Here is a 14829-nt window from a genome sequence, read left to right as displayed (position 1 = left end):
GGTGCTGGCGAGACGCCGCACCGACAAATTCACCCGCCGCGAACCGTAGCTCTCCCACGACCGACAAGCCTCATGATGATCGTCGCGAGGACGCTGGCCGCCACGGACGCGACGAGCACCGCGGTGGCCGCCCGCTGCTGGGCGCCGATGTCGTCGAGGGCAAGCCGTGACATCAGCAGGCTGACGGTGAACCCGATACCGGCCAGCACACCGCGAGCAGGCCGTCGGCCACCAGCGCCCCGGCGCTCAGATGGTTCAGATGCAACCAGGACGGGCCGAAGCCCAGCTGCGCATCCCGGACCTCCCGGTACGTGCCGCCGGCGACGTTTGCCCACACCAGGGCGATCAGGGTGGCTCCCAGCAGCAGGAAGCCACCGGTGGTCTCCTGGCGGAGGAACTCGGCGAACTCCTCACGGCTCGACAGAACCTGGGGGACGCGGGAATGTGTGGTCGCTCGCGTGCGTGCCACCGGTTTCCTTCCGGGAACGTCGGCGTCGGCCGCCGACCAGACTTCCCGGCACACCTGTAGATAGCTGAGCTGGGAGTCATTGTGACACGGTTGACCGCGCGTTTTCTGCCAGTCAGCTGCGGCGCCCACGAGGTTCCGCCACGACGCGCGGCCGCGAACGGCGCACCACCGCGCGGGTGACCGGCTCGACCACCCGCGCGGCCAGCGGGCCGACGATCGCCATGATCAGTACATAGCAGGCCGCGAACGGACCAAGCCGCGGCTCGATCCCGGCGCTGATCGCCAGACCCGCTATGACGATCGAGAACTCGCCCCGCGCCACCAGCGCAGTCCCGGCCCGCAACCGTCCCATCGGCCCAATCCCGACGCGGCGCGCCGCCCACCATCCGGTGAGGATTTTTGTCCCGACCCCGGCGACCGCCAGCAGGGACGCGGCGAGGAGCACCGGGGGAAGTTCGGCCGGGGAGGTCTCCAGCCCGAAGAAGACGAAGAAGACCGCGGCGAACAGATCCCGCAGGGGGCTGAGTACCTCCCGCGCGCCCTCGGCCACCGGCCCGGACACGGCTATGCCGACCAGGAACGCGCCGACCGCCGCGGACACCTGGAGCTTCTGGGCGGCACCGGCCACCAGCAGGGCGAGCCCCAGCACCCGTAGCAGCAGGACCTCGTTGTTACGGTCGGTCCTGGGGTCGTAGACGATGCGGCTGACCGTGTCGCCGAAGCCCAGCGCGAGCACGAACACGGCAACCAGTGCGCCGAGCGCGACAGCGAGGGTGAGCCCGCCCCGGGCGAGTGTCTGATGGGCCAGCACCGCGGTGAGAACGGGCAGGTACACCGCCATCGCCAGGTCCTCCAGGACGAGCACCGACAGCACCACGGGTGTCTCGCGGTTACCGACCCGTCCCAGGTCATCAAGGACTTTCGCGATGATCCCGGATGATGAGACGGCGGTGACCCCGCCGAGGACCAGCGCGGCCAGCGGACCCCAGCCGAGCAGGAAGGCTGCGACCACTCCAGGCACCGCGTTGAGCGTCAGGTCGACCGCGCCCGCAGGGGCGTGTTGACGCAGGCCGGCGAGCAGCTCCCTCGCCGTGTACTCCAGGCCGAGGGTCAACAGCAGAAGGACGACCCCGATCTCGGCGCCGAGCTCGATGAACTCTTCGCTGGCGTGCAGCGCGAGCAGCCCACCACGTCCGAAAGCAAGCCCACCCAGGAGGAAGAACGGGATCGGAGAGATCCCAATGATGTTGGCGATGTGCCCGAGCACACCGAGGGTGAACAGGACCGCCCCGAGCTCGAGGAGCGTCGTGGCGGTGTCCATCGCAGCCGCGGTACCCGGGATCTCAGCCGCCGCGGAGCAGCTCGGCCAGCACGCCGCTCTCCTCGGCGGTCAGCATGAGCGACGTCTCCTCGATGTTCACTGCCAGCCCCACCGCCGCGCCCGGCCCGGGGCGTCCTCGGTCACGGTCAACGATCGCACGCTCCGTTCGCTGGGTACCGTGGCAACAATGTCCCACCGCAGGTGGCACTCGGCCGATGGACACGCAGCGGACACGGCGGCGCCTGGTCAACCGGACCCGCGTCCCGTCCCGCATGACGTCCCGCGAGAAGGCGGTGCCGCGGTGCTCAACCGCAGTGCCCGCCTGGTCCGCCGGATCGTGGTGACCGTGCTCGGAGTGGGCGTGCTCGGGGTGGGGGTTGCGCTGCTCGCCCTGCCCGGCCCGGGTTTCCTCATCGTCGCGCTGGGGTTCTTCATCCTGAGTCTGGAGTACCCATGGGCCCGGCGGCGGTTCGAACGGGCGCGGCAGAAGGCCGCCGACCTTGCTGACCAGGCCGCGGCGGCGGTGTGGTCATCCGTTTTCACGATCGTCTTCGGGCTGGCCATGGTTGCCGCCGGCGTCGCGTGGATTGTCGTGGAAGCGCTGCCTTTCTCCTCTCCGTGGACGGGCGGCAGCCTCATCTTCGGCGGCCTGGTGATCCTGATCACGATGCTGGTCAGCCTGTGGCAGGCCCGACCGGTGCGCGACGCCGGCCGATCGACCCGCGGCTGACGCCGCTGCGCGCCGGTAGCTGTACGCGGGGTCAGGCCGCCGTCCAGGTTTCGCTGTGTTCCCACAGCAGCCGGGCGAGCTCATCGCTGACGACCCGGCTCGGTTGCCGTTCGCGGCAGTTGTCGTAGAAACGGCCGGTCACGCCCGCCAGCTCCGGGGCCGTGGCGCAGTAGACCGATGTGCGGGCGCCGTCCTCGGTGGAGCGCATCGGCATTTTGATCAGCGGCCGGATCGGCCAGGGCACCCGCCGCCAGATGTCGGACGCCACCGCGCCGGGGTTCACGGCGTATGTCGTGACACCACGACCGGCCAGCCGACGGCCGAGCTCCTGGGTGAACAGTACGTTGCACAACTTGGACACCGCATATTCGGGAAATCCGGTGATGCTGTGCGTGGGTTTGCGTAGCATTGTGAAGTCGATCCCCTTGGCCCGGTAATGCCCGTCGCTGGAGACGGTGACAACGCGAGCAGGCGCACTGGCCACCAGACAGTCGAGCAGGGCGGTGGTGAGCAGGAAATGGCCGAGGTGGTTGACCCCGAAAGCCAGCTCGAAGCCATCCCGGGTGATGCCCTGATGCCCGGCGACACCGGCGTTGTTGATGAGCCCGTGCAGCGGCTGACCCAGAGCGAGGAAGTCCTCGGCGCACCGACGCACGGACGCCAGGTCGGCAAGGTCCAGGGAAAGGAAGGCGACGGCCTCGTTCCCGGTCGTCCGCACGATGTCGTCAACGACGGCTCGCCCCTTGGCCTCCGATCGGCAGGCGATGTACAGCCGCCCGCCACGCAGAGCAAGATCACAGGCCGTAGCCAGACCAATCCCGGTGTTGGCGCCGGTCACCAGGAACGTTTGCCCGACAAGATCCTTCATGTGACCGATCCAATCATGATCGATACCTCCGTCTACCGCGAAGGCCGGCCCTGGTGGCTGTGCACACAGAGATCAGACGATCATCGGGCGATGTCGGCGATCTATGCACCGATCCACCGACAGTTCAGGATACCGGCCGATAAGCAACATCATTACGAGTGAACGCAGCGCTACCCGCCGACAGGCGGCCAACACGACCCGTCCACCCGAAACCGCACGCCTGGTGATGGTGCCGTCACCGCCCGCCGTGGGTAGGACGGCTACACGACGTGGTCGACGTGGTCGGGGTGGCTCCTGGCGGCCGTGCCGGTCGTGTGGCCGACATCTCCGAGGGAAGGAACAAACAGTGGCGGCGACGAGCTGGTTCTTCGAACCCGGTCACACCGGCGCGCAGTTCACGGCCAGGCACATGATGGTCACCTACGTGCGAGGGCAGATCAAGAACATTCGCGGGTCCATAGAGGTCGACCCGGACGAACCCGAGAACGCACGCATCGAGGCGACGCTGGACGCGACCGGGGTGTACACCGGCGAACCCAACCGGGACGCCCACCTGCGCAGTGCCGACTTCTTCGACGTGGACCACCATCCGACATGGACGTTCACGGGAACGCGGGTGACCCAGGTGAGCGCGACGGAGTTCGACGTCACCGGGGAGCTGACCATCCGTGGGACCACCCGCCCGGTGACTCTGGCCGTGACATATCTGGGCCAGTGGGATACGCCCTGGTGGGAGAACGGTCAGAACCTCGGGCCACGGCGACGTGCGGGTTTCGTCGCCGCGACCCGTATCAACCGGCACGACTTCGGCGTGAGCTGGAACGACGTGGTCGACCGTGGCGGCGTCGTCGTCAGCGACATGATCGACGTCACCGTCGACGTCGAAGCCGTCCTGGAGACCACCGGGAGCACGTCCTAGTGCGAGAGGCGATCATGGTTTGCACGCTGGAAGAACAGGTCGAGCGACACCCTTGCATGTGGCCTGACGGGGCTACTTACATGAACGACAAGCTAGATCACCTGTGCTACTGCGATGCGGTAGAATCCAGCGGTCGACTCATGCCGACCGAGTGGTTCAAGATAACGTACAGCTGCGTCGCGTGCCGACTGATCCGAGATCAGCGTTATGCCACGCTCGGCCAGGTAGCCGGGCAACTCGGACGGATCGAGGCCGAACTTCCACGGCTCACCGGCACCGCGGACCGTTGCCAGCCATTGCGCCGCGCCGTCGAATCCGCCCGTGTTGTCCAGCGCGCCGCGGTCGACGTAGGTGAAGATGATGTGACTGCCAGCGGCTGTCGCGATCGTAAGCCACCGCAACGTCGCATCGACGGTCTCGGCGGTCAGGTACTCGGTGACCCCCTCCCAGATGACGGCCGTACGGTCGGTGATGAAACCGGCCTGCCGCAGCGCTGCGTCGACGTCACCCCGCTCAAAGTCGGCCGGAACAAAGCGGACGTGCGCATATGATTTCGACGGGATTCTGCGGTGGATCTGGCGCCGTTTGCCTGCCTGCGTGGCAGGGTGATCGACCTCGAAGACCGGCAGCGACGCGAGCGCGGGAATCCGGTAGGCGCGACTGTCGTAGCCTGCGCCGAGCAGTAGCACCTGCTGTGTTCCCGCCGCGACCGCATCGCCCAGTAGATCATCGATGAGACGGGTGCGTACCACCGCGGAGCTTCGTGGACCGCTGGTCCACCGCCTGTCGATGTAACCGGGTATTGCCCCACCGACCAGCGGCAGGCCCGCCAGGCGTGCTATGAACCGGTATCTCGAACGGAGAAACCTGACCGCATACGGGTCGACGAACAGTCTCGCGCCGCCGCGCCGCGACTCCAACGCCCGGAACAACGCCACGTGCTCGGCGGTGCGGCTCGATCTGTGTTCAACAGCCCGCGGTTTCATTAATGGAAATCCCATTTCGCGACGAGAAGGATGGCAGAACCTCACTACTGGACAGCGGAGCTCACTGACGGATTGAGGTTGAGTGGGAGGTGTTTCAAGCCGCGCTGATTGCTGGAGTAGGTGCGCACGATACCGTCGTAGTCAACCTGGTATGTGGGGTGGCGAGACAGCAGTTCTTCGAAGGCGACCCGCGCCTCGAGGCGGGCGAGTGCCGCGCCGAGGCAGAGGTGAATACCATAACCAAACCCCAGTTGTCGACCCACGTCCCGCCGGATGTCCAGGCACTCCGGGTGCGAATATGTCCGCTCGTCGCGGCACGCCGCTGCGATGAGTAGCAGGACCCTGTGGTCGGCGGGGATGACCGTGCCGTGTATCTCGATGTCACGGCTGGTCCAGCGGCCCGTGTACTGGGCCGGCGGGTCCATACGCAGCATCTCCTCGACGGCGTTGGGAATGAGCGATGGGTCGCGGGCCAGCTCGGCCCGCGCCGCAGGCGCTTCGGCCAGGCGCACCGCACCGCTGGAGACCAGCTTCATGACCGTCTCGTACCCCGCCACGGTTAGTTCCGCCACCCGGCCGAGGAGCTGATGGTCGTCGAGGTAGTACTCGGTGCCGTCACCGGCGACGACCGGCGTGTGAATGAGAAGACTCACCAGGTCGTCGGTGGGACGGCCGCGGCGCTCGGCAATGAGGGCGAGGAGGATCTGCGCGAGTTCCGCCGCCGCCTTTGCCGCGCTGGCCGGCAGGACACCCGGTGTATCCGCGATGTCGCGCTCCATCAGTCGACCGCACAGATCGCGCACGAGATCTCGTTGGTCGACCGGCAGACCCAGTATCTCGGCCGTTATAACCATGGGCAGCCTGGCGGAGAAGCCGGCAACCAGATCTATCCGGCCGGCGTCACGCGCGTCGTCGAGCAACATAGTGGTCACCTCGCGGATGCGAGGTTCAAGTTCCTGTATCCGGATAGCGCTGAAGCGCCTGGTCAGGATCTTCCGGTTCCAGTCGTGTTCGGGGGGGTCGGTGGTGAGGAGGGTGTCGAAACCGTCCTCCAGCCCCTCCAGCGTGGTCCCGTGCGAGGTGAGGAACGTCTCCGCGTCGAGAAACGCCGCGAGGACGTCCTGGTAGCGGGTCAGGGCGTAGAAGCCACGTTCGGCATTGTGGTATACGGGGACGTTGTCGCGTAGCCAACCGTAGGTGGGATAGGGGTCTTCGGCCATGGCCGGCGAAAAGGGGTCGTACTCCACTTTCTCTCCAAGGCTGTTGTTGCCGGGCCTGGTGTTGGTTTCGGCGCTGACGTGAGTGGGCGCGGGTGCCCCCGAGGGCACGGCGGCATCTTGACCGATCAGTGAGCAACGCCGGAGGCCGTGAGAAGACGCCTCTCGGGCGGCGTACCCACCTCCTCGTAGAGCTTCTCCAGGTTCTGCGGAGCGAAGAACTCCTCGCCGGGGTATCCGCCGGCAACCATCGCAAAGAACTTCTTCAGGTAGTCCGGACTCTGACTGACTGCGTTGAGTGCGGAGTAGAAGAACGGGGGTGGTGTGAGCGAGGCCATGGTGACGGTCAGTTGAAAGACTCCGGCACTCTCCTCGTCGCGGCGCCTGGCATATTCGGCGACCGCATCGTCTATCGAACGCTCGCCGGACAGGCCGAGGTGCAGGTGGTCTGCCAACATTTCACCGTATTTGAAGGCGTCGGTGATACCCCAGCCGGTGATCGGGTCCTTGTGGTATCCCGCATCCCCGACGAGGGCCCACCCCGGGCCGTGGGACTGCCGGTAGTAGTTGTCCGCATAACGGATTGCACGGAAGTTCTCCTCTCGCCTTCCGCGGGCCCGGAGATCCTCGCCGAGTTCGGGAACGACCCGGTCGAACACCGACTGGAAGCTGCCTTCGACATCCGCGCGGAACTCACGGTACCGATCCGGCTTGCGCATGACTGCCAGCATGTGTAGACCGTCGTTGGTCGGACAGGTGGCGAACTGTTGCTCATCGCGAATCCGGTTATGATGTCCCCAGTCGAGACCGGAGTAGTAGGAGTAGTAGACGAAGCCGGCAGCGGGAATCACGCGGTGGAACTCGGCGTTGACCTTGGCCGCGACGGTCGAGCTGGAGCCGTCCGCACCCACTACGAAGCGACCGCGGAACTCCTTTTCCGTTCCGTCTCCCGCCAGGCCTCGTATGCCGGCGGTACGCCCGCCCTCGAAGAGTACGTCGGTCGTGGTGAAGCGCTCGATGACCTCCGCGCCGGCTTCGCGAGCGGCATCGACCAGGATCTTGTCGAGGACGGTCCGACGTGGGCAGTAGACCTCGGTGAGCCCCTCGACAGAATCAGCGAAACCCTCGGTATAGATGTCAGCAATGGAAAAACGCATATGTCGTACAGGCGGCACTCCCGTCGCTTGAAGACGGCCGAGAAGCCCCCACGCATTGAGCCGCGCAAGGCCTGCCTGGTGTATGAAGTGCGTCGAAATGGTATCGCTCGGGAACGTGGCTCGGTCCACGACGAGGACCCGATAGCCGTATCGTGCGAGTAGCATCGCCACCGGCGACCCGGAGCAGCGTGCACCTACAACAATTACATCATACATAGGAATACGCTCCAGCCATCGAGATTAACGTCGCCGACCAGGATGGGTGGGACGTGGCCGTTCGTCAGCTGAACTGCGCAAGCACGCCGTCGACCGTGCCACGAACGGACGGAGACAGGTCTCGCCAGCTGTCGTCGAGGTCGGCTGCAAAGGAACGCCGATAGCCCGAGTCTCGCGAACGGACACCGGGCGTGTAGCCGGAGTGGAACTGAACGGACAGTTTGAGACCCGGTGCGGTCGCGGTGGCGATCGGGCCCGCGCCGAGCGCATGGGCATCGAATATCTGCAACTCGGTTCTGTCCGGGTGGTGAACAAAGATGACGGCCCAGCCGGTGCCGCCCTCGGGGTCGGGTACGAACACCGGTGACTCGCCGACGGCCCCGGCGGGAAACGACCAGGCCGACTGTTCGGTCATCGTGTCCAGGTCAATACATACCAGCGACGACGGGATCTCGCGGGACGGCAGGTCCTCGACCGGGACGATGCGGTAGGGGTGATTTCTGTACATCTCGACGAGACGGGTGACCAGCATCTCCGGGTCGCATCCCCAGTATGCCTGCCACAGGTAGCGGCCGTGCTCCAAACCCGGGCACCGCATGTCGCGGCCGTACAGCAGAGTGGCCCAATGGCGGGCAGGATCAAGAAAGACACGGCTGTCCTTGACCTCACCCGTCCGGCCGTCGATGACGTAGCGACCCACCGGCGACGCGTCAACCGGTGCGGACACGAATCCATGCAGACCCTTGGGGAGTTCGGAGCCGCTCCCCCAGACGCTGTCGGCGTCGGTGAGCGCGTAGTTGAGATCCCAGCCGTTCGAATGGGCAAGGTACATGGTCACGTCATCGCCGTCCTGCCGGTAGTCGGCGAAGTGGTGGAACGACTCACAGGGAACGCGGGCGTGGGTCGCAGGCACGCTGCGACCACGGCACGTCGCCGTGAGATCACTTTTCGCCACCAGGTAGATATCCGTGAAGGGCAGGTGCGGTTTGGTGCGGTTACGTCCGGCCACACTGCCCGGTTCCTGCTGAAACCCGATCTCGGTGACGATGACGTAGTCCTGCGTCACCGTCACTTCGTGGACGCCTTGGACCAGGTGCGCGCCGGGGACGTGCCACGTCTCCAGCGGGCCGTGGCCGTCCCAGCGCACGACCCACAGCGGTCCTTCCACATCAGTGGTTGACGCGCCGCGTGGACGGAGGTTGGTGTTGCACCACCACATGCAACCGTCGTCGAGATCCTCGACCGGGTGCGATGCTGTCCGCACACCCGGGAACAGCGGATGCGGCGCCACCTCGGGGTACTCGCCGACCCCGCCAAGGAAGGTACTGAACTCCAGCGTCACCGGGTCGAACTCGACCGGCCGCTGGCTCAGCCCGGTGAGCAACAGCCTTTCGCCGAAGAAGTGGGGTGCCACATTCGTCAGCGATGGATGTGCACCCACCATCAGCTGCCTCAGCTCGGGCTGTGGCACCGCTCGCGTCAGTCCGCCGAGAAGGGCCAGATCGGGTGTGACGACCCGCTTCGTGCGCCAATGCCTCGTGGCCAGGTTCACATGGGTGAGGATGCCCGGCCCGGCAAACATGAAGTCGACCGCGGTCGGCTGGGACGGTCCGATGAGGAAAACATGCCCGGCCAGAGCGTCGGGCCACCGTCCCGCGGTCACCGTGAGATCGACGTCGTATTCGGTACTCGGCTCGAGAGCGTGATGAAGTGCGTGATCCATTCCATTTTCCTTCGAGTTCGATTCGGCGGGCCTTATTCAGAACTCGGGTCGCGATCGGCATCGCTACAGGTCAGCGCCGGTACGACTCTTCCGATCAAGGAGTTTTGACTAGCGCCCAATGACTGAATCCCGGCCGTACGAACCTCGTGAACGTGACCGGGTGACAGTGACCTGGGAACCGGCTGGTCTGCGACCCCCAGGGACTGGGGGTCGCATTCTGCCTGGCCAGGTGCACCTCGCCGCCGTTGGCGGTTAGATCCTTACGGACATATGATCAACATCGACGACAGGCGGAGCCCCCGAGGCAAGTGAGCACAAGCCGCCCGAGGTCTCCGGCACGCCGGGCTCAGGCCTTGAACCGGACGGGCAGACTCGCCAGACCGCGGATGAGGATGTTCGGCTTGTACGGAGGGGTGGCGCTGAGCAGCTCGGTGGATCTGACCCGACTCACCAGCGCGTCGAGGAAGATCTCCATCTCCAGCAGGGCGAGTGGCGCGCCCAGGCAGTAGTGGTGGCCGAGACTGAAGGACAAATGACGCGAGACCGGGCGTTCGCCGTAGAATCGGGTGACGTCGAGCCGGTCTGGTTCGTCGTAGGCGTCAGGGTCACGGTTCGCGCAGGCGATCAGAGCGACCACGCCTTCCCCGGGAGCGAAGGTCCGCCCACCGATCACGAGCTCCCGCTTGGCGGCACGGGTGTTCATGTGAATGGGCGAGTCGTAACGGAGCAGCTCGTCCACGGCCCTGGGTATCAGCTCCGGCCTCGTGCCCAGCAGATCGAGCTGGTCGGGGTTGCGCAACAGGGCAAGGGCACCGTTGCCGACCAGGTTCACGGTCGTCTCGTGACCCGCGATGATCAGGGTGATGCAGGTGCCGAGAACTTCCTCCGCGGTGAGCCTGTCGCCCTGGTCCTCCACCGCGGCCAGGGAACTGATCAGGTCGTCGCCGGGGCTGCGCCGCCGTTCCTCAACAAGTTGACGGAAGTATGCGGCGAACTCCGGCAGCGCCGCGTTGCGGGCGGCCAGCGCCTCGGCCGTCATGTAGACGTCGGGATCGAACGCGCGCGAGAGCGCCTGCGACCACTTCTGCACGAGCGGATGATCCTCGGCGGGCACGCCCAGAATCTCGCAGATCATGGTGAGCGGCAGCGGGTAGGCCATCATCTCGATCAGATCGAACTCGCCGGCGTCCAGCGCGGCGTCAAAAAGGCTGTCCACCAGTTCGGTGATGCGTGGCCGGAGCTCGGCCACCCGCCGCGCGGTGAATCCCTTGGTGACCAGGCCGCGTAGCCGGGTGTGGTCGGGTGGCTCCATCCACAGGAACGTGTCGGGGAAGGCCGCTGCCGGGATGGTGGGGTGCAGCTGCTCGGCTTCCTTGTCGTGCCCCCAGTCCGCACTCTGCAAGATCTTGACGCAGTCCGTGTACCGGGTTGCCAGGTGCAACCCGATGGCGGACATGTGGAGTGGTCCGGCGGCTCGTAGCTCCTCGTATCGGGAGTACGGATCGGCGCGGTTCGCCGGATCGAACAGCTCGCCCAACAGGGGCGGTACGACCATGTCGGTCCGCGTGTTCGCCGGGCTGGTTGCCACGTCCATTTCGGCTCCCTCTCACGATTCTTCAGCGCTTCTCCGGTCACCGGTCGTCAGCGTCGAGCGCACCGGCGGATACGCTGACGCCCACGTCGGGAACGGAAATCGCCGAACGTGTCAGATCGTCCGGTAAAAAGCTATACCAGCAGAGCCGACTGGCGCCACGGTGAACGGTTCATTGACATACCGAGGCAAGATTCCGACGGGTTTTCGTCCGACCGGCCACGCCACATCCCGTCGCATCATTGCGTCCATGAATGGATCTATCGGATGGCTCAATAATTAAAAAGCCGGCCAAACAGACGAGAATAAGATTCGAGATGACCCGACCATGCTGGCGGTGAACCACCTGTCGGTGGCGAACGCAGGACGGCCACGGAGGCGTGATGGTACACGGTAGGACAGTCCGGAAGCCGAAGCAGGAATTCACGTCCGACGCTGATGATCCGTTCCAGGGCCAGCCCACGCTGGTTCCCCCGACCGCCGACGGCCGTGGCCACGCGGTCGTCCTGGGCGCCGGCATCGCCGGGCTGCTCGCCGCCCGGGTGCTCGCGGCAACCTTCGACCGGGTCACCGTGTTCGAGCGGGACGTCCTTGCCGACCCCGATGCCGACCCCGATGCCGACCCCGAGGCAGACCCCGAGGCAGACCCGCGTCGCGGCGTGCCCCAGGGTCGCCACCTGCACGGCCTCCTCGACCGTGGCCGTCAGATCATGGAGGAACTGTTTCCCGGACTGACCGCCGAACTCGGCGCGAGGGGTGCTCCCACGATCGAGACGCTGGTCGGTTCCCGCTGGTACCTACGGGGGCTGCGGGTCCACCCGACCGAGACCGGGCTGATCTCGATACTCGCCAGCAGACCGCTGCTGGAAGCCGTCATCCGGACGAGTCTGCGCGGGACCGCGGGGGTGGAGTTCATCCAGCGGGCAGCCGCGACCGAGCTTGTCGCAGCTCCCGGCGCTCCCGGGCACATCATCGGCGTGCGGGTCCTGCGATCGGCCCGAACCGTTGCGGATGGCCCCGGGCCGGGCTCGGGCCCGGGGCCGGCGGCCGGCGAGCGGGCGGAGTTCGTCGGTGCGGAGTTCGTCGGTGCGGACCTCGTCGTCGACGCGACCGGACGCGGTTCCCGCGGCCCGGACTGGCTCGCCGCCCTCGGCCTGCCCCGGCCGTCGGAGCAGCGGGTCGACGTGGACCTCGGCTATGCGTCGCGGTTCTACCGCCGTAAGCCCGACGACCTTGACGGTCACCGCTCGATCATCATTTCGACGATGCCCGGGTTCCGTGGCGGCGGAGCCGTAGCGCTCGAGGGCGAGCGTTGGCAGATAACGCTTGCCGGGATGCTCGGCGACCATCCGCCGACGGACCCCGACGGTTTCGAGGCGTTCGCCCGGACGCTGCCCGTTCCCGACATCCACGACCTGGTCGCTTCGGCGGAAGCGCTCAGTGACCCGATCCCCCACCGCTTCTCCGGTTCGCTGCGTCGACGCTACGAGCGTCTGACGAACCCACCGGTCGGGTTCCTCGCCATCGGCGACGCGATCTGCAGCTTCAATCCGCTCTACGCCCAGGGGATGACGGTGGCGGCCCAGCAGGCGCTGGCCCTGCGGACCTGTCTGGAGGCCGGTGGCCCGGATCTGCCCGCGCGCTTCTACCGGCAGGCCGGCCGCCTCGTGGACGCCGCATGGGAGATGGCAACCGGCGCAGACCTTCGCTATCCCGGCGTGCAGGGGCGACGCGGCCTACGCGGCCGGCTGGTCGGGGCATACGGCGAGCGGGTACAGATCGCCGCACATCACGATGCCACGGTGGCCGGCGCGCTGATGAATGTGCTGAACCTCGTGGAGGCTCCCACCGCGCTGCTGCGGCCCGCTGTGGTGGCGGGCGTCGTCCGGTCCGGTCGGGCACGTCCGTCCCTACCTGGGCAGCTGCCACCCGCCACCCGCCACTGACCCGGGTTGACTGACCCGAGTTTGGCCGCCGTCAGGGCGCCAGCCGGACGGGGAGGGTCTGGAGGCCACGCACGACCAGGTGTGCCCGGTAGGCGAGTTGGTCTGTGCTCAGAGCGAGGCGCGGAACGCGGCGGATGAGCGCCCGCAGAGCGATCTCTGTCTCAAGGCGGGCGAGCGGCGCGCCGAGACAGTAGTGGATGCCCAGGCCGAAACCGAGGTGCCGAAGGGCCGGGGCCGGCCCGCCGTAGCGGGTGATGTCGAACCGGTCCGGATCCCCGAAGGCGTCGGGGTCCCGTTGGGCGGCGGCCAACAGGGTGACGACGACATCGCCTGATCTGAAGGCACGCCCGGACACCTCGGTATCCTGTAGCGCAAGGCGTCCGATGAACTGTATGGGTGGGTCGTAGCGCAGCGTCTCGTCGATAACCGCAGGTACCAGGTCGAGATCAGCATGCACGGTCGCGAGCTGGTCGGGATTACGCACCAGTGCCAGAACCGCGTTGCCGATCAGATTGACCGTGGTCTCGTACCCGGCGACCAGCAGCAACGCACAGAGTTCCAGCAGTTCGGCCTCGGTCAGCCGGTCACCCTGTTCGCGCACCGCCACCAGGTTGCTGAGCAGATCATCCGTAGGCCGGTTCCGCCGGTCCGTGATCAGATCCGTGAAATAGGCGTCGAACTCACGGGTGGCGTCGACGCGCTGGGCCAGTTCGGCGGGTGTAAGTAGATGGTCCGGATCGAGCCCACGGGTCAGCGCGGCCGCCCAGCCCCGGAACGTCTCCTCGTCCCGCGCGGGCACGCCCAGCAGTTCGCAGATAAGGCGCAGCGGGAGCGGGCGGGCGAACACGTCGATCAGATCCACCTCGCCCGCGGCCTGCGCGGCGTCGATCAGGGAGTCGACGAGTGCGGTGATCTGGGGCCGCAGACCGGAAATGACCCGGGGGGTGAAAGCCTTGCTGACCAGTCCGCGCAGCCGGGTGTGATTGGGCGGATTCATCCGCAGAAACGACCGGAGCCCGCCGTCGAGCGCGTCACTCGGGCGCCACGCATTGGTTCCTTCTTCGCTGCGGCCCCACTCCGCGCCCTGGAGAACGGCCACACAGTCCTGGTAGCGCGTGAGGATCGTGACCTGCTGCGCACCCAACGGCAGGCGGTAGAACGGATCGGCCTCGCGCAGGGCGCGGTAGCTCGGGTAAGGATCGGCGCGCCGTTCCGGTGCCGGGTCGAACGCACCGAAAGCCGGCGGTATGGCGGGAGCGACCACACTCGATGTCGAGGCAGAGTTCACGACCAGCCCTTCCTTCGCACGATCATCCGGTATGCGACGGCGCATGCCGGCCAGGCCCGCGCCGGGCCGGCGCAGTTCGGCCATGCCGCCCTAATTCAGCCGTGCGATTGGCGACTGGCTGTCAGACAAACACTCGCCGGACGACGTTGCTCTCGGATGAATCGCCGCTGAATGCAGGACGGCAGGAATCGCACAGCGCGCCCTGCACACCGGTCATCCACTCCCGAAGCAGGTTGGTGCGGACCAGAAACGATCTTTCGAGCTTTGTGCGATCAACAAGGCCGCTTTCAGCGCACAAACCTCGAAAAATCATCAACAGACAGCCCTGTGACCCGGCAACCCGGTGGTCTGGTCGCGGCCCACGGACGAGCCGAGTCTCGCCAGTAGATCACGGCCAT

13 protein-coding genes are annotated in these 14829 nt (G+C 66.5%); 3 read left to right on the top strand and 10 right to left on the bottom strand.

Features of this window, described 5'->3' with window-relative positions:
• Positions 1-29: 29 nt before the first annotated feature.
• The 3 genes from U9983_RS01110 to U9983_RS01100 form a co-directional block, all read right to left on the bottom strand.
• On the bottom strand, positions 30-173 hold the full coding sequence (locus tag U9983_RS01110; protein ID WP_322752230.1) for a hypothetical protein: 144 nt from the start codon (positions 171-173) through the stop codon (positions 30-32).
• A complete protein-coding gene (locus tag U9983_RS01105; RefSeq protein ID WP_322752229.1) occupies positions 173-469 on the bottom strand; it encodes a Na+/H+ antiporter NhaA in 297 nt (98 codons plus the stop codon). Before U9983_RS01105 ends, U9983_RS01110 begins: the two co-directional genes overlap by 1 nt.
• Before the next feature lie 112 nt (positions 470-581).
• Positions 582-1790: a cation:proton antiporter gene (locus U9983_RS01100; RefSeq protein WP_322752228.1), complete on the bottom strand. Its 1209-nt coding sequence runs from the start codon at positions 1788-1790 to the stop codon at positions 582-584.
• Between U9983_RS01100 and U9983_RS27625 the strand changes: the two genes are divergently transcribed.
• The gene (locus U9983_RS27625) at positions 1777-2520 is read left to right on the top strand and encodes a PGPGW domain-containing protein (protein WP_416211237.1); all 744 of its coding nucleotides are present in this window, start codon (positions 1777-1779) and stop codon (positions 2518-2520) included. The genes U9983_RS01100 and U9983_RS27625 overlap by 14 nt on opposite strands.
• A 31-nt stretch (positions 2521-2551) precedes the next feature.
• Here the strand turns inward: U9983_RS27625 and U9983_RS01090 are convergent, their stop codons facing one another.
• Entirely contained in the window at positions 2552-3388 is an 837-nt protein-coding gene (locus U9983_RS01090; RefSeq protein ID WP_322752227.1) for an SDR family oxidoreductase, read from the bottom strand.
• Positions 3389-3734: 346 nt separating this feature from the next.
• On the opposite strand from U9983_RS01090, the gene U9983_RS01085 reads away from it, so the two are divergent.
• Positions 3735-4307: a YceI family protein gene (locus U9983_RS01085; RefSeq protein WP_322752226.1), complete on the top strand. Its 573-nt coding sequence runs from the start codon at positions 3735-3737 to the stop codon at positions 4305-4307.
• 92 nt (positions 4308-4399) lie between these two features.
• On the opposite strand, the gene U9983_RS01080 is transcribed toward U9983_RS01085, so the two are convergent.
• The 5 genes from U9983_RS01080 to U9983_RS01060 all read right to left on the bottom strand — a co-directional run bounded on the left by U9983_RS01080 (position 4400) and on the right by U9983_RS01060 (position 11200).
• Positions 4400-5308: an SAM-dependent methyltransferase gene (locus U9983_RS01080; RefSeq protein ID WP_322752225.1), complete on the bottom strand. Its 909-nt coding sequence runs from the start codon at positions 5306-5308 to the stop codon at positions 4400-4402.
• 29 nt (positions 5309-5337) lie between these two features.
• Positions 5338-6621 carry a cytochrome P450 gene (locus U9983_RS01075; protein ID WP_322752224.1) on the bottom strand — a complete coding sequence of 428 codons (1284 nt, stop codon included), beginning with the start codon at positions 6619-6621 and terminating at the stop codon, positions 5338-5340.
• A 17-nt stretch (positions 6622-6638) separates the two neighbouring features.
• Complete coding sequence (locus tag U9983_RS01070; protein WP_322752223.1) at positions 6639-7883, bottom strand: NAD(P)/FAD-dependent oxidoreductase; 1245 nt, start codon at positions 7881-7883, stop codon at positions 6639-6641.
• A 64-nt stretch (positions 7884-7947) separates the two neighbouring features.
• Complete coding sequence (locus U9983_RS01065) at positions 7948-9606, bottom strand: carotenoid oxygenase family protein (RefSeq protein WP_322752222.1); 1659 nt, start codon at positions 9604-9606, stop codon at positions 7948-7950.
• 346 nt (positions 9607-9952) lie between these two features.
• A complete protein-coding gene (locus U9983_RS01060; RefSeq protein WP_322752221.1) occupies positions 9953-11200 on the bottom strand; it encodes a cytochrome P450 in 1248 nt (415 codons plus the stop codon).
• A 380-nt stretch (positions 11201-11580) separates the two neighbouring features.
• Between U9983_RS01060 and U9983_RS01055 the strand changes: the two genes are divergently transcribed.
• The gene (locus tag U9983_RS01055; RefSeq protein WP_322752220.1) at positions 11581-13143 is read left to right on the top strand and encodes an FAD-dependent oxidoreductase; all 1563 of its coding nucleotides are present in this window, start codon (positions 11581-11583) and stop codon (positions 13141-13143) included.
• Positions 13144-13174: 31 nt separating this feature from the next.
• Here the strand turns inward: U9983_RS01055 and U9983_RS01050 are convergent, their stop codons facing one another.
• Positions 13175-14515: a cytochrome P450 gene (locus U9983_RS01050; protein WP_322752219.1), complete on the bottom strand. Its 1341-nt coding sequence runs from the start codon at positions 14513-14515 to the stop codon at positions 13175-13177.
• Positions 14516-14829: the final 314 nt, after the last annotated feature.

This window comes from Protofrankia sp. Cas3 (assembly GCF_963555955.1).
Classification (GTDB): Bacteria; Actinomycetota; Actinomycetes; order Frankiales; family Frankiaceae; genus Protofrankia.
The sequence above is the reverse complement of the archived record's forward strand: the minus strand, read 5'-3'. Positions and strand labels throughout refer to the sequence as shown.

Excerpts from the sequence above, each read along its gene's own strand:
- U9983_RS01110 (WP_322752230.1), bottom strand. The coding sequence starts at position 173 with ATGTCACGGCTTGCCCTCGACGACATCGGCGCCCAGCAGCGGGCGGCC.
- U9983_RS01100 (WP_322752228.1), bottom strand. The coding sequence starts at position 1,790 with ATGGACACCGCCACGACGCTCCTCGAGCTCGGGGCGGTCCTGTTCACC.
- U9983_RS01090 (WP_322752227.1), bottom strand. The coding sequence starts at position 3,388 with ATGAAGGATCTTGTCGGGCAAACGTTCCTGGTGACCGGCGCCAACACC.
- U9983_RS01080 (WP_322752225.1), bottom strand. The coding sequence starts at position 5,308 with ATGGGATTTCCATTAATGAAACCGCGGGCTGTTGAACACAGATCGAGC.
- U9983_RS01070 (WP_322752223.1), bottom strand. The coding sequence starts at position 7,883 with ATGTATGATGTAATTGTTGTAGGTGCACGCTGCTCCGGGTCGCCGGTG.
- U9983_RS01065 (WP_322752222.1), bottom strand. The coding sequence starts at position 9,606 with ATGGATCACGCACTTCATCACGCTCTCGAGCCGAGTACCGAATACGAC.
- U9983_RS01060 (WP_322752221.1), bottom strand. The coding sequence starts at position 11,200 with ATGGACGTGGCAACCAGCCCGGCGAACACGCGGACCGACATGGTCGTA.
- U9983_RS01055 (WP_322752220.1), top strand. The coding sequence starts at position 11,581 with ATGGTACACGGTAGGACAGTCCGGAAGCCGAAGCAGGAATTCACGTCC.
- U9983_RS01050 (WP_322752219.1), bottom strand. The coding sequence starts at position 14,515 with ATGGCCGAACTGCGCCGGCCCGGCGCGGGCCTGGCCGGCATGCGCCGT.